Origin of the sequence: Dechloromonas hortensis (assembly GCF_009469765.1) — a bacterium.
Taxonomy (GTDB): Bacteria; Pseudomonadota; Gammaproteobacteria; order Burkholderiales; family Rhodocyclaceae; genus Azonexus; species Azonexus hortensis.
On the sequence record NZ_SSSQ01000001.1, the window covers coordinates 177,363 to 196,195 of the forward strand.

The 18,833-nt window shown below is 64.1% G+C and carries 18 protein-coding genes; 6 read left to right on the forward strand and 12 right to left on the reverse strand.

The genetic code is table 11. The features are described 5' to 3' along the window. Positions 1 to 305: 305 nt before the first annotated feature. Both GH663_RS00875 and mltA read right to left on the reverse strand, forming a co-directional pair. A complete protein-coding gene (locus tag GH663_RS00875; RefSeq protein WP_153129863.1) occupies positions 306 to 1,508 on the reverse strand; it encodes an ammonium transporter in 1,203 nt (400 codons plus the stop codon). A 157-nt stretch (positions 1,509 to 1,665) separates the two neighbouring features. Continuing rightward, a complete protein-coding gene (mltA, locus tag GH663_RS00880) occupies positions 1,666 to 2,631 on the reverse strand; it encodes a murein transglycosylase A (RefSeq protein WP_343029820.1) in 966 nt (321 codons plus the stop codon). A gap of 298 nt (positions 2,632 to 2,929) precedes the next feature. On the opposite strand from mltA, the gene GH663_RS00885 reads away from it, so the two are divergent. Further along, a complete protein-coding gene (locus GH663_RS00885; protein ID WP_153129865.1) occupies positions 2,930 to 3,820 on the forward strand; it encodes an ATP-binding protein in 891 nt (296 codons plus the stop codon). Continuing rightward, complete coding sequence (locus GH663_RS00890) at positions 3,817 to 4,761, forward strand: Nudix family hydrolase (protein WP_153129866.1); 945 nt, start codon at positions 3,817 to 3,819, stop codon at positions 4,759 to 4,761. Before GH663_RS00885 ends, GH663_RS00890 begins: the two co-directional genes overlap by 4 nt. A 17-nt stretch (positions 4,762 to 4,778) precedes the next feature. Here the strand turns inward: GH663_RS00890 and GH663_RS00895 are convergent, their stop codons facing one another. The 5 genes from GH663_RS00895 to GH663_RS00915 form a co-directional block, all read right to left on the reverse strand. After that, on the reverse strand, positions 4,779 to 4,976 hold the full coding sequence (locus GH663_RS00895; protein WP_153129867.1) for a DNA gyrase inhibitor YacG: 198 nt from the start codon (positions 4,974 to 4,976) through the stop codon (positions 4,779 to 4,781). Further along, positions 4,976 to 5,734 (reverse strand): cell division protein ZapD, encoded by a 759-nt coding sequence (zapD, locus tag GH663_RS00900; protein ID WP_153129868.1) that lies wholly within the window; start codon positions 5,732 to 5,734, stop codon positions 4,976 to 4,978. Before zapD ends, GH663_RS00895 begins: the two co-directional genes overlap by 1 nt. A 61-nt stretch (positions 5,735 to 5,795) precedes the next feature. Continuing rightward, positions 5,796 to 6,419, reverse strand: a complete 624-nt coding sequence (coaE, locus tag GH663_RS00905; protein WP_153129869.1) for a dephospho-CoA kinase — start codon at positions 6,417 to 6,419, stop codon at positions 5,796 to 5,798. Next, the gene (locus GH663_RS00910) at positions 6,416 to 7,138 is read right to left on the reverse strand and encodes an SPOR domain-containing protein (RefSeq protein ID WP_153129870.1); all 723 of its coding nucleotides are present in this window, start codon (positions 7,136 to 7,138) and stop codon (positions 6,416 to 6,418) included. The genes coaE and GH663_RS00910 overlap by 4 nt, the downstream gene beginning before the upstream one ends. 4 nt (positions 7,139 to 7,142) lie before the next feature. Further along, positions 7,143 to 8,507 carry a TrpB-like pyridoxal phosphate-dependent enzyme gene (locus GH663_RS00915; RefSeq protein WP_153129871.1) on the reverse strand — a complete coding sequence of 455 codons (1,365 nt, stop codon included), beginning with the start codon at positions 8,505 to 8,507 and terminating at the stop codon, positions 7,143 to 7,145. Positions 8,508 to 8,678: 171 nt separating this feature from the next. On the opposite strand from GH663_RS00915, the gene GH663_RS00920 reads away from it, so the two are divergent. From GH663_RS00920 to GH663_RS00930, 3 genes are all read left to right on the forward strand, one after another. Next, positions 8,679 to 9,224: a DOMON-like domain-containing protein gene (locus GH663_RS00920; RefSeq protein ID WP_153129872.1), complete on the forward strand. Its 546-nt coding sequence runs from the start codon at positions 8,679 to 8,681 to the stop codon at positions 9,222 to 9,224. Then, a complete protein-coding gene (locus GH663_RS00925) occupies positions 9,221 to 10,435 on the forward strand; it encodes an exo-beta-N-acetylmuramidase NamZ family protein (RefSeq protein WP_153129873.1) in 1,215 nt (404 codons plus the stop codon). Before GH663_RS00920 ends, GH663_RS00925 begins: the two co-directional genes overlap by 4 nt. Positions 10,436 to 10,529: 94 nt before the next feature. Beyond that, on the forward strand, positions 10,530 to 12,179 hold the full coding sequence (locus GH663_RS00930) for a methyl-accepting chemotaxis protein (protein ID WP_153129874.1): 1,650 nt from the start codon (positions 10,530 to 10,532) through the stop codon (positions 12,177 to 12,179). A 66-nt stretch (positions 12,180 to 12,245) separates the two neighbouring features. On the opposite strand, the gene GH663_RS00935 is transcribed toward GH663_RS00930, so the two are convergent. The 5 genes from GH663_RS00935 to ftsY form a co-directional block, all read right to left on the reverse strand. Next, the gene (locus GH663_RS00935) at positions 12,246 to 13,061 is read right to left on the reverse strand and encodes a M48 family metalloprotease (protein WP_153129875.1); all 816 of its coding nucleotides are present in this window, start codon (positions 13,059 to 13,061) and stop codon (positions 12,246 to 12,248) included. Between the two features lie 106 nt (positions 13,062 to 13,167). Further along, the gene (locus GH663_RS00940) at positions 13,168 to 14,808 is read right to left on the reverse strand and encodes an FAD-dependent oxidoreductase (protein ID WP_246181468.1); all 1,641 of its coding nucleotides are present in this window, start codon (positions 14,806 to 14,808) and stop codon (positions 13,168 to 13,170) included. Continuing rightward, entirely contained in the window at positions 14,801 to 15,700 is a 900-nt protein-coding gene (gene ftsX / locus GH663_RS00945) for a permease-like cell division protein FtsX (protein WP_153129876.1), read from the reverse strand. Before ftsX ends, GH663_RS00940 begins: the two co-directional genes overlap by 8 nt. After that, positions 15,697 to 16,347: a cell division ATP-binding protein FtsE gene (ftsE, locus tag GH663_RS00950; RefSeq protein WP_153129877.1), complete on the reverse strand. Its 651-nt coding sequence runs from the start codon at positions 16,345 to 16,347 to the stop codon at positions 15,697 to 15,699. The genes ftsX and ftsE overlap by 4 nt, the downstream gene beginning before the upstream one ends. Beyond that, complete coding sequence (ftsY, locus tag GH663_RS00955) at positions 16,344 to 17,360, reverse strand: signal recognition particle-docking protein FtsY (protein WP_153129878.1); 1,017 nt, start codon at positions 17,358 to 17,360, stop codon at positions 16,344 to 16,346. Before ftsY ends, ftsE begins: the two co-directional genes overlap by 4 nt. Positions 17,361 to 17,469: 109 nt before the next feature. Here ftsY and GH663_RS00960 point away from each other — a divergent pair, with 109 nt between their 5' ends. Further along, on the forward strand, positions 17,470 to 18,828 hold the full coding sequence (locus tag GH663_RS00960; protein WP_153129879.1) for a M16 family metallopeptidase: 1,359 nt from the start codon (positions 17,470 to 17,472) through the stop codon (positions 18,826 to 18,828). The last annotated feature ends 5 nt before the right edge of the window (positions 18,829 to 18,833 follow it).

Here is an 18,833-nt window from a genome sequence, read left to right on the forward strand (position 1 = left end):
CTCGATCATGGGGATACCCTAGCCCAGCAAACGGTAGCTTTCGCTTGGCGTAGCGTTACCCTGAATGGCCGCATTTGAAATCTTCGAGCGGCGGGTAACCGCCCCAATGCCGCCGGGCTTTCCGATGATGTCCAGGATCGGCTTTGGCCGATAAGCCGAATTTTTCGGTCGCGGCCTCAATAGAACGCCAGCACTGCTCTACTCACAAACAAGAAGCCCCGCATCATCGCGGGGCTCCTTGTCCAAACCTGTCCGACAGACATTATTTCACTCCGACAGACTTTATTTCACAAGATCACCATCAACTACCAGTTCGGCTCGCGCTCCGGCGTCGAAGTGATCTTGTGGATGCTCAAGTCGGCCCCTTCATACTCCTCTTCCTGATCAAGGCGCAGCCCCAGTACCGCCTTCAGCCCGCCATAGACGATTGCCCCGCCAACCAGGGCAACCACGATCGCCACTCCGGTCATGATCAACTGTGGCATGAAGGCGATACCGCCAGCACCGCCCAGCGCCTTGCTGCCAAAGATACCGGCTGCGATGCCGCCCCAGGCTCCACACAAACCATGCAAGGGCCAGACTCCCAGCACGTCATCAATTTTCCAGCGATTCTGGGTCAGCGTGAACATCACCACGAACAGTGCGCCCGCCACGCCGCCAACGACCAGCGCCCCCATTGGGTGCATCAGGTCGGAGCCGGCACAGACGGCAACCAGCCCGGCGAGCGGACCATTGTGCACAAAACCAGGGTCGTTCTTGCCGAGCAATAAGGCAACCATGGTGCCGCCAACCATCGCCATCAAGGAATTAAGGGCGACAAGGCCAGAAATCTTGTCCAGCGTTTGGGCGCTCATCACGTTGAAGCCGAACCAGCCGACCGTCAGAATCCAGGCCCCCAGGGCAAGGAAGGGAATCGATGAAGGCGGGTGTGCCGAAATCCGCCCGTCCTTGCTGTAACGACCGTAGCGGGGACCGAGCAGGAGCACCGCCGGCAAGGCGATCCAGCCGCCCATTGCATGCACGACCACGGAACCTGCGAAGTCGTGAAACTCTTCACCAAAGGTCGCTTTCAGCCAGGCCTGGATGCCGAAGGCTTGATTCCAGGCGATTCCTTCGAAAAACGGATAGACAAAGCCAACCAGCAGGAAGGTCGCCATCAACTGCGGGTGAAACTTGGCGCGCTCGGCAATACCGCCGGAAATGATGGCGGGAATGGCGGCGGCAAAGGTCAGCAGGAAGAAGAACTTGGTTAGTTCGAAGCCGTTTTTCGCCATCAGCGTCTCAACGCCGGTGAAGAAATTGACGCCGTAGGCGACGCTGTAGCCAACGAAAAAATAGGCCAGCGTAGACATGCCGAAATCGGTCAGGATTTTGACCAGGGCGTTGACCTGATTTTTCTTGCGGACCGTTCCCACCTCAAGAAAAGCAAAACCTGCATGCATGGCCAACACCATGATGGCGCCGAGCAGGATAAACAGCACATTGCTGCCGGATTGAAACGCTTCCATGAAACCCCCAAACGAAAGATCGGGGGACAAAAGCAAGCACCATTCCAGTGCATCAAATTTGTTTCAAATCAGTGCGTTATTTTATTTGTGCAATTGGATAACGCACCAGTAAAGTGCGCTTTATGCACTTTGTGCCTGATCTCGGTGCGTCGTTGCCTTATTTGGGTGCAGCCTCGGGCGGCAACAACAGCCACATGCGACCACTCTGTTTCATCCGCCCCGCCTGCTCGCCGGCTTCTTTGCCAAAACCCCAGAAAAAGTCTGCGCGCACCGCCCCTTTGATCGCCCCGCCGGTATCCTGGGCCAGCATCAGGCGGTTCATCGCCTGCGCCGAATTCGGCCGCGTCGTCGCCAGGAACACCGGCGCGCCGAGCGGGATGGAACGGGGGTCGACGGCGATGCTGCGCTCGGCGGTCAGCGGCACGCCCAGCGCGCCAACCGGACCATCCTTGCTGTTGGGCGTCTCGCGGAAGAAGACGTAGCTCGGATTCGTATTCAGCAGATCGTCCAGACGCGACGGATTGGCCCGCGCCCAGGCCTGGATGCCCTGCATCGACGCCTCCTCCAGCTTCAGCTCACCGCGCTCGACCAGCACCCGGCCGATCGATTGATACGGGTGGCCATTCTGGTCGGCATAGTTGAGGCGCACCATGCTGCCATCCGGCAACTTGACCCGCCCGGAGCCCTGGACCTGCAGGAAGAACAGTTCGACGGCGTTATCGACGTAAAGCAGCGTCTTCAGCGGCAACTTCTCGCCACGCGCGCTGATCTCGGCCCGCGACCAATAGGGCACGACCTTGTTGCCCTCCAGGCGGCCACGGACCCGCTTGTCTTTAAGCTCCGGGAAAACGGCGGAAAGATCGATGGTCAGCAGGTCGTCCGGCACGCCGCGCACCGGCTGCTCGAAACCCTTGCTCAAATGGCGGCTACCGCGCAGCAGCGGCTCGTAATAGCCGGTAATCATGCCGCTGGCGTTGCCGTCACCGGCCAGCACGGCGTAAGGCCGCAGATGGGTTTCAAAGAACTGGCGCGCCGCCTTGCCATTGCCGGCCTCGCTGCCATTGGTCGCCCGTGCCAGATCGCAGACCCGTTTCCAGGCCGGACCATGCGGTTTACTGGCCATCCCTCGACAGGACTGCAGGAAGGCTCCCCAGGCCGCGGCATGGTCATCCTCGGCCCAGCCTGGCAATTCGCTCCAGCTGGCGGGCTGCAAAGTACGCGAAAAAGGCAGTGCCGTCGGTGGCACCGCCGGACTCGGACATGTTGGGCAGGCTGCGCAAGGAGCGCAGGCTGGCGCTGTTTCCGGGCGCTGAAAAGTGCTGCAGGCCGACAGAAAAAGGGTGGCAACGAGAAAAGCAGCTTGGAGTTTTCGCATGGGTTTCGCTAGAGTTCGCAGATTCTCCGCGAAGTATAAATCGACCATGCCCAACTCCCTTCAGCTAGAACGTCTGCTGGCCCGCGCCGAAGCCGTCCTCGGCCGCTTTGAAGCCACCCTGCCGCTGGCGCCGGCTCAACCTGACTGGCAGGCGGCAGTTGCCTTTCGCTGGCGCAAGAGCCGCGATCACGGCTGGTTGCAGGCCGTCCGCCATCCGCACCCGATCCGCCTGGCCGATCTCAACAACATCGACGACCAGAAGGAACGCATCACGCTCAATACGCAGCAGTTCGTCGCCGGCCGGCCGGCCAACAACGTGCTGCTGACCGGCTCGCGCGGCTCCGGCAAGTCCTCCCTGGTCAAGGCGGTCTTGAACGAATTTTCCGGCGACGGCCTTCGCCTGATCGAAGTCGACAAGGATGACCTGATCGACCTGCCGGATATCGTCGACCTGCTGGATGGACGCCCGGAGCGCTTCATCATCTTCTGCGACGACCTTTCCTTCGAGGCCGGCGAAACCGCCTACAAGGCGCTGAAAACGGTACTAGACGGCTCGATCGCGGCGCCGCCGGACAATGTGCTGATCTACGCCACCTCGAACCGCCGCCACCTGATGCCGGAGTATTTTTCGGAAAATCTCGAAACCACCCGCGTCGACGACGAAATTCATCCCGGCGAAGCGATCGAGGAAAAGATTTCGCTGTCCGAGCGCTTCGGCCTGTGGATTTCCTTTTACCCGTTCAGCCAGGACGATTACCTGAACATCGTCAATCACTGGCTGCGCGAACTCGGCGTCAGCGACAAGACCATTGCCGCCAGCGAGCGCGATGCGCTGAACTGGGCGCTCAGCCGCGGCTCGCGTTCCGGCCGCGTCGCCTGGCAATTTGCCCGCGACCTGGCCGGGCAACAGAAACCGGCCGGAAAGAAGCACAAGTGAGCCAGATCGTCGAAGTCGCCGCTGCCGTCATGCTGCGCACCGATGGCCGCGAATTCCTGCTGGCCCAGCGTCCCGAAGGCAAGGTTTACGCCGGTTACTGGGAGTTCCCGGGCGGTAAGCTCGAGGCCGGCGAAAGCGTGCGCCAGGCGCTGATCCGCGAACTGAACGAAGAACTCGGCATCACCGTCACCGATTGCTCGCCTTGGCTGACCCGTCAATTCACCTATCCGCATGCCACCGTCCGCCTGCACTTCTGGCGTGTCACTGCCTGGCGCGGCGAGATCGGAATTACCGCGCCGCTCGAACATGCTGCGGTCGACTGGCTGGAATGTGGCAAAACCGCCCACGTCGCCCCCATCCTGCCGGCCAACGACCCGATCCTGAAAGCCCTCGCCCTGCCGACGACGATGGCGATCACGATGGGCGAGATCGAGGGCGTCGAACGCCAGCTCGAACGGCTGGAAGAAGCACTCGACAACGGCCTGCGCCTGATCCAGGTGCGCGACAAGGGTTGGCCGCCGGCCGAACGCCTGTGGTTTGCCGAAACGGTGACCCGTATCGCCCGCCAGCGCCAGGCGCTGGTTCTCATCAACGACAGCGAGGAGATCGCCCGTCAGGTCGGTGCCGATGGCGTGCATCTGTCCGCCGCCCGCCTGGCCAGTTGCCACAGCCGGCCGGACTTCGCCTGGGTCGGCGCCTCCTGCCACTCGGCCGCGGAAATTGCCCGGGCCGGCGAATTGGGTTTGGACTACGCGCTACTCGGGCCGGTCCTGCCAACCGCCACCCACCCGGAGGCGAGCGGCCTCGGCTGGGACGGCTTCAGCGCGGCAGCGACCGGCAATACGATCCCGGTCTTCGCGCTCGGCGGCCTGCAGGCAAGTTTACTGGGCGAGGCGCAACAGCATGGCGCGCACGGCATCGCCATGATGCGCGGCTGGTAGCCGGCAGAGCCGCCGGATCAGCCGCGGTCGGTCTCGGGAATGATCAGTTCGGGATCGTCGGGATCGACCGCGACCGGAATCCGGTAGCTGTCGCTGGCCCAGGCACCGAGATCTATCTGCTTGCAACGCTCGGAACAGAACGGACGCCACGGATTTTCCGGAGACCACAAGGAGTCTCCGCCACATTGCGGGCAACGAACCTTGCGCGCAGTCATCACAGATTGCAGAAGGTCAGCGCGAAGGAAACATCGCGCTCGCAGCCGCGAGCCTTGATTTCACCGGCCGGCGGCTTGGTGAAGCGGATGTTGAGGAAATACTTGTTGGCGCTGACTTCGGGAATCGCCGGCTCGTCCTCATGTACTGCGACACGCACCATCTGGGCCGCCGAGCCGCCGAGATTGAGCTGGAACTGGCCGTTGACCGCCGTATGTTGCTTCGGCCCGCCGCTCGAGCGCAGCAGCCGCAGCACGATGGCCGCCGCGTCGCGCAGCGGGTAGAGCGGCTTGGTCCAGCCGTCGATCGCTTCGCGCCGGACTTCCGGACTGCGATGCAGCCACCAGTGGTAGGACGGCAAATCGAATTCGCAAACGCCGCCAGGAATCACGGCGCGGCTCTTGATCCCCATCAGCCAGTCGTTGTCGCGCAGGTACTGGCCAATCTTGCCGGTCATGCTGAGCAGGGCGGCCGAGGATTGCTCGATCTCGTAGAGCGCGCCGGAGAGCGCCTCTTCGGAAATATCGGGGTTGTTGCGGTAGGCCAGCAGGGTCTGACGCTGGCGCTCAAGTTCCTGGATCAGATCCATCTTGAGATCGGCACGACCGGCGACTTCGAGGATCTCGAACAGCGTCACCAGCGAGGCGTGATGCTCAAGCTGTCCCTCACTCTGGGCAAAGTAGGCCGTCTTTTCGAACAAATCCTCGAGACGCAGCAGTGTGCGGATGCGCTCGTTGAAAGGATATTCGTAATTAATCACGCGACCTTGAGTGGGGAGAATGGGAAAATTGTCCTAATTCTGAGCTATTTGCAGGCAAATCTCAACAGTTTGCTTTAGCTTTTTCTGCCGATAGGCGTAGATACTTCTGATGAAGCTCGGCTACCTGCGGCGAAAGCGCTTCCAGCCCTCCATCATTAAATACGACGTCATCGGCAGCAGCCAGCCGCTGCTGCCGCGTCGCCTGTGCCGCCATGATCGCTTTGACCTCGTTTTCGGCCATGCCGTTGCGCGCCATGACGCGTTCGATTTGTCGACTTTCCGGGCAGTCGACCGCCAGAACCCGGTCGCAACGCTGGCGGTAATTGCCCGATTCGACCAGTAGCGGCACGGCCAGCACGACATAAGGCGTCGCCGCCAGGCGGCAGCGCTCGGCAGCCAGCCGGCGAATCAGCGGATGCAGGATACCTTCGAGCTTGGCCTTGGCCGCCGGCTCGGCAAAGACCAGCCGGCGCATCGCGGCCCGGTCGAGGGCGCCGTGCTCGTCGGTGATTTCCGGCCCGAAGGCGGCAACCAGTTCCGGCAGCGCCGCACCGCCGGGCGCCGTCAGTTCGTGGGCAATCGCATCGGTGTCGACCAGCGCCGCGCCGGCGGCGACAAACAGCTCGGCGACCGTGCTCTTGCCGCTACCAATGCCGCCTGTCAGGCCGACCACGAAATCGCTCACTTGCAATCCACCGCCGGCGCTTTCGGCACGATGGCCAGCGCTGCCTTGCTCAGCGCCGCCTTGTCGGTCGCCGGGCCGCTCGCCTCCAGCGTAATCAGGCTTTCCTTGCCCGGCCGCACGTTGAGTTTGGCCGAGCGGACGCCCTTGGCCTTCAACTCGGCCAGCCGCTCCTGACCACCTTTTTCGCTCGAAAAGACGCCGAGCGAAATGGCGAAACGGCTGGGCCCCGCTTCCTGGATGATGAAGTAGTCGGTAACGCCGAACTGGCGCAATTCCCCGGCTTTCTTCTCGGCCTCGTCCTTGCCCGGCAGCGGCGGAATATAGACCCACCAGCCCGCCCCTTCGGCGGCAACGGCCCGCTTGACCTGCTTGAAAGCGGCGAATTTCTCGTCGATCCGGGCCGACAGGCGGTTGGCCTCGGCCACCGGCAGATGCTCCCAGCGCAGACAGATTTTTTCGACGACAGGCGCTGGGGCGGGTGCCGCGACTGGCTCGGCCTCCGGTACAGGTGCCACCTCGACTGGCGCAACAGGCGCCGGCTCGACGGTCTTCTTGTTCGCCGGTGGCGCTTCGCCATGCGAGACAAGACGCATCTTGTCGGGCTCGACCTGCTGCTCCAGACGCCCGGCATCCGGATTTTCCGGCCGGCCGAAATAGCCGGCGCTGAAGGCGTAGAACAGCAGATTAGCGAGCACGAGCAGGAAGACGAGGACTTTCACGGGCTTAACCGACCTTGGGCAAGTGTTTCAGCGACTCGGTGATGGCCTCTTCCGGGTAGGAATAATCCTCGAGTTGACCGGAGAAATATTTGTCATAGGACGCCATGTCGAAATGGCCGTGGCCGGTCAGGCAGAACAGGATGGTCTTCGCTTCACCGGTCACCTTGCAGCGCAGCGCCTCATCGATCGCGGCACGGATGGCGTGGCAGGATTCGGGCGCCGGGATAATGCCTTCGGCGCGGGCGAACTGAACGCCGGCCTCGAAGGTGGCGACCTGCGGCACGGCGACGGCTTCCAGCTTGCCTTCATGCAGCAGTTGCGAGACCAGCGGCGAGTCGCCGTGGTAGCGCAGGCCGCCGGCGTGGATGCCGGGTGGCATGAAGTCGTGACCGAGCGTGTACATCTTCATGATCGGCGTGTAGCCGGAGACATCGCCGTAGTCGTAGGCGTAGTGGCCCTTGGTCAGCGTCGGGCAGGAGGTCGGCTCGACGGCGACGCAGCGCAGATTGGTCGCCCGCTTGTCACCGGCCGCCTTGTCGGCGAGGAAGGGGAAGGCGATGCCGCCAAAGCTGGAACCGCCGCCGCAGGGTCCGAAGATCACATCGGGATAGAGGCCGATCTTGTCGAACTGCTTCTTGGCTTCAAGGCCGATCACCGTCTGGTGCAACAGCACGTGATTGAGCACCGAGCCCAGCGTGTAGCAGGTACCGGGATCGGCGGCAGCCTCCTCGACCGCTTCCGAGATGGCCAGGCCGAGCGAGCCCTGATTGTGCGGATCGGCGGCCAGCGCAGCGCGCCCGGCGTTGGTCAGATCGGTCGGGCTGGCGAAGACTTCGGCCCCCCAAGTCTGCATCATCGAACGCCGAAACGGCTTCTGCTGGTAGCTGACCTTGACCATGAAGACGCGCACCGGCAGGTCGAACATCTGGCCGGCATAGGCGATCGACGAGCCCCATTGGCCGGCGCCGGTTTCGGTGGTCAGCCGCTTGGTGCCGGCCAGCTTGTTGAAGTAGGCCTGCGGCACGGCCGAGTTCGGCTTGTGCGAACCGGCCGGCGAGCCCCCTTCATATTTGAAGAAAATCTTGGCCGGCGTGCCGAGTGCCCGTTCCAGCCCCAGGGCCCGACACAACGGGGCCGGCCGCCACTGGGCGTAGATCTGGCGGACTTCTTCCGGGATGGCGATCCAGCGTTCGGCCGACATTTCCTGTTCGAGGATCGGCCCAGGGAAGATGGCGCCCATCGCTTCCGGCGGTACCGGGTTGCCGTCCGGGCCGAGCGGCGGTGCCGGCGGATTGGGCATGTCGGCGACGACGTTGTACCAGTGGGTGGGAATTTCTTCTTGTTCGAGGTTGATGCGCAGCGGTGTCATTTTTCTCTCCCGGCAAGCTGTTCGGCAAAGGCGGTAAATTACTCCAAAAGCCCCGCCCCACCAAGGGCGCCGCCGGCATTTTGGCCGTTTTTAGCGGGTCGACCGCAAGCAATTGGCACGACGAGCGGGTAAAGTACGACCTGCCTGAATTTGCCGCCGGAAATCGACGCCTTGCCTGCCCAAACCCTGATCTGCCACCCGGCCACCCCGGCGCCTGCCGTGTCTGCCATCGCCGTCAGCGCGCACTTTGCCGACGATGGTGCGCTCGTGCTGTGCTATCGCCTTGCCGCAGCGCCCGCCGCCCTCCGCCTGCCAGCACCGCAAGCGCCGGGTCCAGCCGACAACCTGTGGCAGTACACCTGCTGCGAAGCCTTCATTGCTGCGGTAAACGACCCGGCCTACCAGGAATTCAATTTCTCGCCGTCCGGCCAGTGGGCTGCCTATCGCTTCAGCGACTACCGCCAGCGCGATGCCGCCTTCCAGCCCGCCATCGCCCCGTGCATCGAACTCGACGGCGGCGCCGATTACCTGGAACTCAGGGCTCGCCTCGATGCCGCCCTACTTCCGAACGGCCGGAGCCTACAGCTCGGCCTGACCGCCGTCATCGAAGCCGCCGATGGCAGCAAAAGCTACTGGGCGCTGCGCCACGCTGCCGCTCAACCCGACTTTCATCTCCGTCAGAGCTTTGCCCTGACCTTGCCGCGAAACACGCCATGACCTCACGCATCCAGTTCGGCCTCGACCGCCTGCTCGCCGACCCCGACCTGCGCCGCCCGCTGGCCGGCCGCCGCGTCGCCCTGCTCGCCCACCCGGCCTCAGTCACCGCCGACCTGGCCCACTCGCTCGACGCGCTGGCCGCGCTGCCCGACCTGAACATCACTGCCGCGTTCGGCCCGCAACACGGCCTGCGCGGCGACAAGCAGGACAACATGGTCGAATCGCCCGACTTCCTCGACCCGCGGCACGGCATTCCCGTCTTCAGCCTGTATGGCGAAGTGCGCCGGCCGACCGACGCGATGATGGCGACCTTCGACGTGCTGCTCGTCGATCTGCAGGATCTCGGCTGCCGCATCTACACCTTCATCACGACGCTGCGCTACGTACTTGAAGCCGCCGCGAAACACGGCAAGACCGTCTGGGTACTCGACCGCCCAAACCCGGCCGGCCGTCCGGTCGAAGGCCTGAGCCTGCGCGCCGGCTGGGAAAGTTTCGTCGGCGCCGGCGCCATGCCAATGCGCCACGGCCTGACCATGGGCGAACTCGGCCGCTGGTTCATCGCCACGCTGCAGCTCGACGTCGATTACCGGGTCATCGAGATGCAGGGCTGGCAGCCGGAGGCGGCGCCCGGCTACGGCTGGCCGCTCGGCGAGCGGACCTGGATCAACCCCAGCCCGAATGCGCCCAACCTGTGGATGGCGCGCGCCTACGCTGGCACCGTAATGCTCGAAGGGACGACGCTCAGCGAAGGGCGCGGCACGACCCGGCCGCTCGAACTGTTCGGCGCCCCGGACCTCGATGCCCGCGCCGTGCTCGCCGAAATGCGCGCCTTCGCGCCGCACTGGCTAACCGGCTGCCGGCTGCGCGAATGCTGGTTCGAGCCGACTTTCCACAAGCACGCCGGCCAGCTGTGCCACGGCCTGCAGATTCACGTCGAGGACGGCAGCTACCAGCACGCCGCCTTCCGTCCCTGGCGACTCCAGGCACTGGCCTTCAAGGCAATCCGCCGGCTCTACCCGGATTACCGGCTGTGGCGCGACTTTGCCTATGAATACGAACACGAGCGGTTGGCCATCGACCTGATCAACGGCTCGCCGCTGTTGCGCGAATGGGTGGACGAGCCGAGCAGCACCGCCGAGCAGCTCGATGCCCTGGTCAAAAACGATGAAGAGCACTGGCAGAAGGAGCAGCAACCCTTCCTGATCTACTGACCGGAGATTCAGCAATCTCCGGCCGCAAGATACTGCTGCAACAGCCGATTTTTTAGGTTAACGTCTCCTCGCAAGACCGACAGAGGAGACTGAAATGAACCTGCAGATCAAGCAGAAGCTGATGTTACTGGTGGCAGTCGCCCTGCTCGCCCTGATCGGTGCCAGCATCTTTGCCTTCATTCAGGCCGGCCGCCTGCACACACAATTGAACGAGGCGATCGAAACGCATGCCGCAGTCACCCAGGCGGTCGACTCGGCACGTGCCGCCCAGGTTGCCTTCAAAACGCAAGTCCAGGAATGGAAAAACATCCTGTTGCGCGGCAAGAACCCGGAAGCCTTCGACAAGCACCTGAAGGGATTCGACGCGGAAGAAGCCGCCGTGCGCAAGGATTTGGCCAATGTCCGAAGCGCATTGAGCACGCTGCAGATGGAGAATCGCCTCGATCTTGCCAAGATCACCGCCAGCTTCGATGCCCTGGGCCCGGCCTATCGGGAGGCTCTCAAACAGTACGACCGTACCGCCGCCGATCCCGCCGCACTGGTCGACAAACTGGTCCGCGGCATCGACCGCGAACCGACCAAGGCTATCGACACCCTGATCAGCGACATGGAAAAACTGACGGCCGAACTGAATAGCCGGGAAAAGGCCGATGCCCAGGCCATTTATGCGGCCGTCAGGAGCGGCTTGCTGCTTTTCGCGATTGGAGCGATCGCCATCCTGATTGCCCTCGCCTACGCCCTGATCCGCTCGATCACCCGTCCGCTCGGCGCACTTGAACAGACGATGGAACAGATTGCCACCTCCGGCGACCTGACGCGCCGCGCCGAGCGTAGCCAGAATGACGAAATCGGCCGCATGGCCGGCGCCTTCAACGCCATGATGGGGCAGTTGCAGAAACTGATCGGCGAAGTACGCACCTCGAGCGACCGTGTCGCCAGCGCTGCCGTCCAACTCTCCAGCTCATCGTCCGTGCTGGCCGATGTTTCGGAGCAGCAGTCGAGCGCCGTCTCCGGCAGCGCCGCCGCCGTCGAGCAACTGACCGTTGCCATCGCCTCGGTTTCGGAAACCGCCGGCGAAGTCCAGAACCAAGCCAGGGAAAGCGTGGCCCGTACCGCGCTGGGTTCGAACAAGGTTTCCCAACTGACCGGTGAGATCGGTCGGCTGCAGGGCAACATGGCAAACATTTCCGCCAAGGTTTCCGAATTCATGACCAGCACCCATGCCATCACCGGCATGACCCAGGAAGTCCGCGACATTGCCGACCAGACCAACCTGCTTGCCCTCAATGCCGCGATTGAAGCAGCGCGGGCCGGCGAAGCCGGGCGCGGTTTCGCCGTGGTCGCCGACGAGGTCCGCAAGCTGGCCGAAAAATCGGGCAAATCGGCCGGCGCGATCGATGCGGTGACGCACTCGATCGTTACCCAGTCCGCCGCCGTCCAGGAAGCCATCGCAGCCGGCGAGCGAGCCATCACGGCGAGTGGCCTGCTCGCCGCCGAGGTCGAAGATGCCCTGCTCTCATCTCGCGACTCGGTCGAACACTCGACACAAGGCGTCACCGAGATCACCAATTCGGTCGGCGAGCAACGCGTCGCCTCGACCGAAATTGCCCAGAGCATGGAGCGCATCGCCAACATGGTCGAGGAAACCAGCGTCACCGCGCTCAACATCCGCCAAGCCAGCGGTGAATTGCAACAACTGTCGGCCGGCCTGCTGCAATCGGTCGCCGGCTTCCGCGTCGCCTGAAACAAAAAGGCCGGGCTGACCCCGGCCTTCAAGACTTCCGTGCCGCAAGGCACGACAGCGAATTACCTACTTCTTGGCAGCAATGCGCTCGCGCATGTGCTGAGCCCGCTCGCTGGAGGGCGGGTGCGAGCTGAACATGCTGCTGTTGTCGCCGAGCTTGGCCAGTTTTTCGAAAGCGCTGACCAGGCCTTCACGCTTGAATTTGCCGGCAGTCAGCAGATCGAAGGCGTAATCGTCGGCCGCACTTTCCTGAACTTGCGAGAACTGAGCATTGACCAGCTTTTCGGCCAGCTCGCCCAACTGCGAATTGCTCAGCGCGGCGACCGCTGAATTGCCGGCCGCGGCCGCTGCCTGGCGAGCCGCCGAAGCAGCATAGGCGGTCTGCATCGACGACTTGGCGTGGCCGAGCGCGACGTGGCCGATTTCATGGCCGATCACGCCACGCACTTCGTCGTCGTTCATCAGGCTCATCAGGCCGCTGTAAACGCGGACGCAGCCGTTGTTCATGGCCCAGGCATTGACGTCCTTGGTCAGATAAACCTTGTAGTTGATCGGCACGCCATTGACCGCCGGCGGCATGCCCTTGACGATCCGGGCCAGACGCAGCGCTTCCTTGCTCTTCGGCGCGGCGATCTTGGACTGGGCGTCGAGTGCGGCGCATGACTTGTCGGACAAGTCCTTGACCTCGGCATCGCTCAAGGTTGCGGCCTTCAGGGCCGAAGTACCGGCACTGGTCAGCCCGCTGACGCTGTCCGTCGTGCCACCCTTGCCGCCGCAGGCGGCTACCGAGAGGCCGAGCGCCAGCGCCAGCAAACCTGTCTTCAATCCCGCCGGAACCGTTTTCACACCTTGTGCAGCCCCCACTTCATACGCAGTAGTCATCGTCATTTCCTATTCGCCGTAGTGAACAAAACCCGGCGCCCGGAGGCATCGGGAAACGCGGCACTATGCATCTGACATCAACGACAGTCAAGCCGGCATCATTGACTCAAAGCCTATCCAGCACGCGCCTGGCGGCCAGCACGCCGCGATACTGGGCTTCTTCGAACAGCGAAAAGCCGGACAGATCGGCGTGCGCCAGCGCGATGCGCGGATGGCGGAAATTGGCCAATTTTTCGCGTCGACCGTCGAACAGGCTACCCGGCGTCGGCCGGCGCATGGCGTGGCCGCTGCGAAAAACATCGAGCCGCGTCGTCAGGCGACGGATATCCGGATGCACCCGTTCCAGTTCGGCCAGGATGCCTGCCGCCCAGGCCTCGCGCGGTGTCTCGAGTAGCAGGCGCCGGCCCTCGGCCGGCTTCACGTCATGCAGTGCGCGGTAATAGGTCAGCACGGTGCCGGGCAGCCGACGGCGGATCAACTGATGGGTGGCAACGACGTAACCGAGCCCGGGGCTGTCGTAGAAGACGTTGTCCCAGGCCGGCGGCGCACCGCGCCGCTCCTCGGGAAAGTCGGACAGGTGCAGATTGGCGGTCAGCCACGGCGCGTAGTCGCCGGCCAGCGCGGCCGCCCGCAGTTCGCCGGGCATCGCCGGCCAGACACTCGGCAGCACGAAAGCCGGGGCGGCCCAGATCAGTTGCCGGGCCTCGTAGCGCACGGTTTTTGCCCCCTGCAGCACGTCGACCGCAAGACTCGTCTTGCCCTCTTCAATCCGCCAGACCAGCGCCTCGGTGATGATCCGGCCCTCGGCATGACGGGCCAGGCCGCGCGCCAGCCAGGCATTGCCCTCGGGCGCGGTCAGCACGCTGTCGCCGGCCGCATTGCTCGCTTCACCGTTACGGCAGGCAAAGTAATGCAGGCCGGCCCAGGCCGAGGTTTCCGCATGACTCGTACCGTAATCGTCGCGGCAGGCATAGTTGGCCAGCCAGTGCAGCGTCGGCGCCGTGAAACCGTTGTCGTCCAGCCACTGCTTGAAGGAGATGCGGTCGAGGGCGCGCCATGCCTGATCCCGGCTCGACAGCTCCATCGGGATGGCGAACAGCCGCCGGCCGTCGCTGCCCCGCGCCTGCTTGAGCTCGTCCATGCGGGCCTGGAAGCGCCGTTGCTGCTCGCGCTCGCCGGCCTCGAGGCCGCGCTGCGGCAGCAGGCCGTCGTCCCACAGGCCGTTGCGATAGACGCGCTCCTGCGGCGTGGCGCACAGGTAACGCTCGTCGTAAGCGGGCTTGACGGCGGCCGGGTCGCCTTGCAGCACGCCCAGTTCGGCCAGCAGTTCGCGAACCAGCGTCGCTTCCGGCCCCGGCAACGGCAGGTAATGCGCTGCCCATGGATAGGCAACGAGCGGCGACTGGCCGGCCCGCGAATTACCGCCGGCCTCGTTTTCCATTTCCAGCACCAGGAAGTCGTCGAACGCCGCCTTGGCCAGTTGCCAGGCCGCCGACAGGCCGGAAATGCCAGCGCCGACAATCAGGACGCCAGTCTTGCGCACCTCGGAGGGTGGCGGGAAGTTGCCGTCACGCAGGCGATGACCGAGCGCCGGCGACATGCCGAGCCGTTCGCCCGGCGGCAAGGCCGGGCTGCCGCGCGGGCCACAGCCAGCGACGGCGGCTGCTGCCACCGTACAGAGAAATTCACGCCGGCTGACGCCCGCACCGGACAGGCCGCGGGCCATCGAATCGACCGGTTTAGTCAAACTTTCGCAGCGACAGGCTGACCGAAAGCTGGGCCCCCAGCCAACCGAGCACAGCACCGGCCGAGGCCAGCACCAGGGCATCAAGCAGGCTCGGCCCGTTCAGCGCGAAACTGCCGCCGTAAAGCGTCGCCAGATCGCCGACCGGCCCGCCGAGCAGGCCGACCGCCCCCGCTACCAGCGCCGCGGCTAGCAGGCCGCCGAGGCCGCCCTGCAGGGCGCCGAAGTAGTAGAAGGGCCGGCGGATGAAACCGTCGGTGGCGCCGATCATCCGCGCCACTTCGATTTCGGCGGCCTGGGCCAGCACCTGCAGGCGGATGGTGTTGAAGGTAACGGCGACCAGACCGGCGGCGAAGATACCGCCGAGCATCCACAAGGCCAGCTTGCCGAGTTTCAGGAAGGCATCGAAGCGCTTGACCCAGGCCGAATCGAGCTGGACATGGGCGACTTTCGGCCAGCCGGCGATCTCCTTGCGCATCACTTCGAGCGCCTCCGGCTCGGTATTGGCCGGTTCGATGATGAAGGCGTCGGGCAGCGGATTGCGCGGCAGGCTGGCGACGATTTCGGCCATCCCTTCGCTCTTCTGCATCCGCTTCAGCGCCTCTTCCTTGGGCACGAATTTCCACTTGCCAGCGCCAGCCGAACGCAAACGGCTTTCGATGTCACCGACGTCCTTCTTGCTCGCATCGAGATTCATGAACAGGCTGATCTGCTGCACGCCGGACGCGTTGCGGCCGAGGTCGCGCAGGTTGTCGAGCAGCACGTAACCCGCGCCCGGCAAGGTCAGCGCAATGCCGATGACGAGCAACGACAACAGCGTGTTGAGCGGCGTCGACCACAGGCGATGGAAAGCCGAGGCAAGCGCCGCCTGATGCTGGGCGAACCAGGCCTTCATAGCAGCCTCCCGTGATCCAGCCGCAGGACGTTCGGGTGATAACGCTCAATCCAGTTCTGGTCGTGCGTCGCGACGACGACGGTGACGCCGACCCGGTGGAAGTCGGCGAAGATTTCGAGGATATCGGTCGCAGAATCGGCATCGAGATTGCCGGTCGGCTCGTCGGCGAGCAGCACGGTCGGCCGGTTGACCACGGCGCGGGCAATGGCCAGGCGCTGTTGCTCACCGCCGGACAGCGCAATCGGCCGGGCCTTTTCGCGGGCCAGCAGGCCAACCTTGTCGAGCGCTGCCTGGGCCCGGCGAATCGACTCGCGGCGGGGCATGCCGACGATCTGCAAGGGCAACAGCACGTTATCGAGCGCGCTGCGGTCGAAGAGCAGCTTCTGGTCCTGGAAAACCATGCCGAGATGCCGACGGACATAAGGAATGGCACTACGGCGCAGGGCCGACAGGTTCTGGCCATTGACCACCAGGCTGCCGGCGGTCGGCCGCTCGATCGAGGCGATCAGCTTGACCAACGTTGTCTTGCCGGCCCCGGAATGGCCGGTGATGAACACCATCTGGCCGGCCGAAATCTCGAAGCTGACGTCCTGGACGGCCTCGTAGCCGCCCGGGTAACGCTTGCTCAGGTTACTGGCAACAATCATTCGAACAGGGCGTCGACAAAGTCTTTGGCCGAGAAGGGGCGGAGGTCGTCGATCTGCTCGCCGACGCCGATGAAGCGGATCGGCTTCGGGCACTGGCGGGCGATCGCGGTGACGACGCCGCCCTTGGCAGTGCCGTCGAGCTTGGTCAGGACCAGGCCGGTGACGTTGATCGCCTTGTCGAAGGCCTTGACCTGCTGCAACGCGTTCTGGCCGATGTTGGCATCGAGCACGAGCAGGGTTTCGTGCGGCCCGCTCGGCTCGATTTTCTGGATGACGCGGCGGACCTTGGCGATTTCTTCCATCAGGTGCAACTGGGTCGGCAGGCGGCCGGCGGTGTCGGCCAGCACGATGTCAATGCCGCGCGCCTTGGCGGCGGAAATGGCGTCGAAGACGACGGCGGCCGGGTCGCCCTTGTCCTGCGCGATGACTGTGACATTGTTGCGCTCTCCCCAGGTTTCCAGCTGTTCGCGGGCGGCGGCGCGGAAGGTGTCGCCGGCGGCGAGCAGCACGCTCTTGCCCTGGTTCTGGAAATACTTGGCCAGCTTGCCGATCGAAGTCGTCTTGCCGGCACCATTCACGCCGGCGATCATGATCACGTAGGGCTTGTGGCCGCTGATGTCGAGCGGCTGCTCAAGCGGCTGCAGGGTCGCCAGCAGGGCATCGTGCAGCGCACGCTGGATCGCTTCCGGCGTATCGAGCTTGTCGCGCTTGGCGGCCTTTTTCAGTTCGTCGAGCAGGTGCTGGGTCGCCTCGATGCCGCAGTCGCTGGTCAGCAGCAGGGTTTCCAGCTCTTCAAGCAGTTCGTCGTCGACCTTGCCGCGCGAGAAGATGGTCTTGAGCTTGCCGCCCCATTGGGCGCGGGTCTTGGCCAGGCCCTTGAACAGGCGTTCGCGCCAGGAAAGCTTGGGCGTCTCGGCGACGGGCGCGTCCGCTGCGGGCGTGGCAACGGGCGTTGCCGGCACAGCCTCGGCCGTCTCCGGCGTGGACTTGGATTTTTTCAGGAAACTGAACATGGGGAATGGGGTCTCAGGCCTTGCTGACAGGCAAGCGGCAAGCCGTTAAGATGCCGCCCGGATTGATGCAAAATCAGGCTCGAATTCTAGCAGAAAGACCCGTTTCCCCATGCGCATACGACACGTCCTTCCCGTTTTGCTCGCCCCCTGGCTGTTCACCGCCGCACTCGCCAACCCTTACGAAACCACGCTGAAGAACGGCCTGCGGATAATCGTCAAGGAAGACCGGCGCGCACCGACCGCCGTCCAGATGGTCTGGTACCGCATCGGCAGCATGGACGAGGTCGATGGCGCCTCCGGCGTCGCCCACGTTCTCGAGCACATGATGTTCAAGGGCACGCCGAGCGTCGGTCCCGGCGAGTTCAACAAGCGCGTCGCCGCCGCCGGCGGTCGCGACAACGCCTTCACCAGCCGCGACTACACCGCCTACTTCCAGCAGGTACCGAAGGAAAAGCTGGACGAGATGATGCAGCTCGAAGCCGACCGCATGCGCCATCTGAACGTCGATGCCAAGGAATTCGCGCAGGAGATCAAGGTCGTCATGGAAGAGCGCCGCATGCGCACCGACGACAACCCGCAGGCCAAGCTGTTCGAGCAGATGAACGCCACCGCCTTCCAGGCCCACCCCTATCGCCGGCCGATCATCGGCTGGATGAACGACCTGGAAACGATGACGGCGGCTGACGCCAAGGCCTGGTATGACACCTGGTACGTGCCGAACAACGCCTACGTCGTGATCACCGGCGACGTCGATCACAAGGCGGTGTTCGCACTGGCCGAAAAACACTACGGCCCGCTCGAAGGGCGCGCCCTGCCCGTCCGCAAGCAGCAGATCGAACCGGCCCAGGAAGGCGCCCGCCGGGTCAGCGTCAAGGCACCGGCCGAACTGCCGGTGCTGATCATGGGCTACAAGGCGCCGATCCTGCGCGATGCCGACAAGGACAGCGAGCCGTACGCCCTCGACATGCTGAGCGCCATTCTCGACGGCCATGATGCCGCACGCTTCAACAAGAAGCTGGTCCGCGAAGACAAGGTCGCCCAGTCGATTGGCGTCGACTATGACGCCACCGCCCGTGGCCCGGGCATGATCTACCTGCACGGCACGCCCTCGGAAGGGCATAGCGTGGCCGACCTCGAAGCCGCGCTGCGCGCCGAGATCGCCCGCCTGCAGAATGATGGCGTCAGCGAACAGGAACTGAAGCGGGCCAAGGCGCAACTGCTGGCCGGCCAGGTGTACAAGCTGGATTCGATGTTTGGCCAGGCGATGGAAATCGGCCAGACCGAATCGGCCGGCATTCCCTACCAGCAGCTCAACCGGATACTCGAAAAGCTGCAGAAGGTGAGCGCCGCCGAAGTCCAGGCCGTTGCCAAAAAATACTTCACCGACGACACGTTGACCGTCGGCATCCTCGAGCCACAGCCGCTGGACGGCAAACCCCGCCGCCCGGCCGTCGCCATCCGCCACTGAGGCCC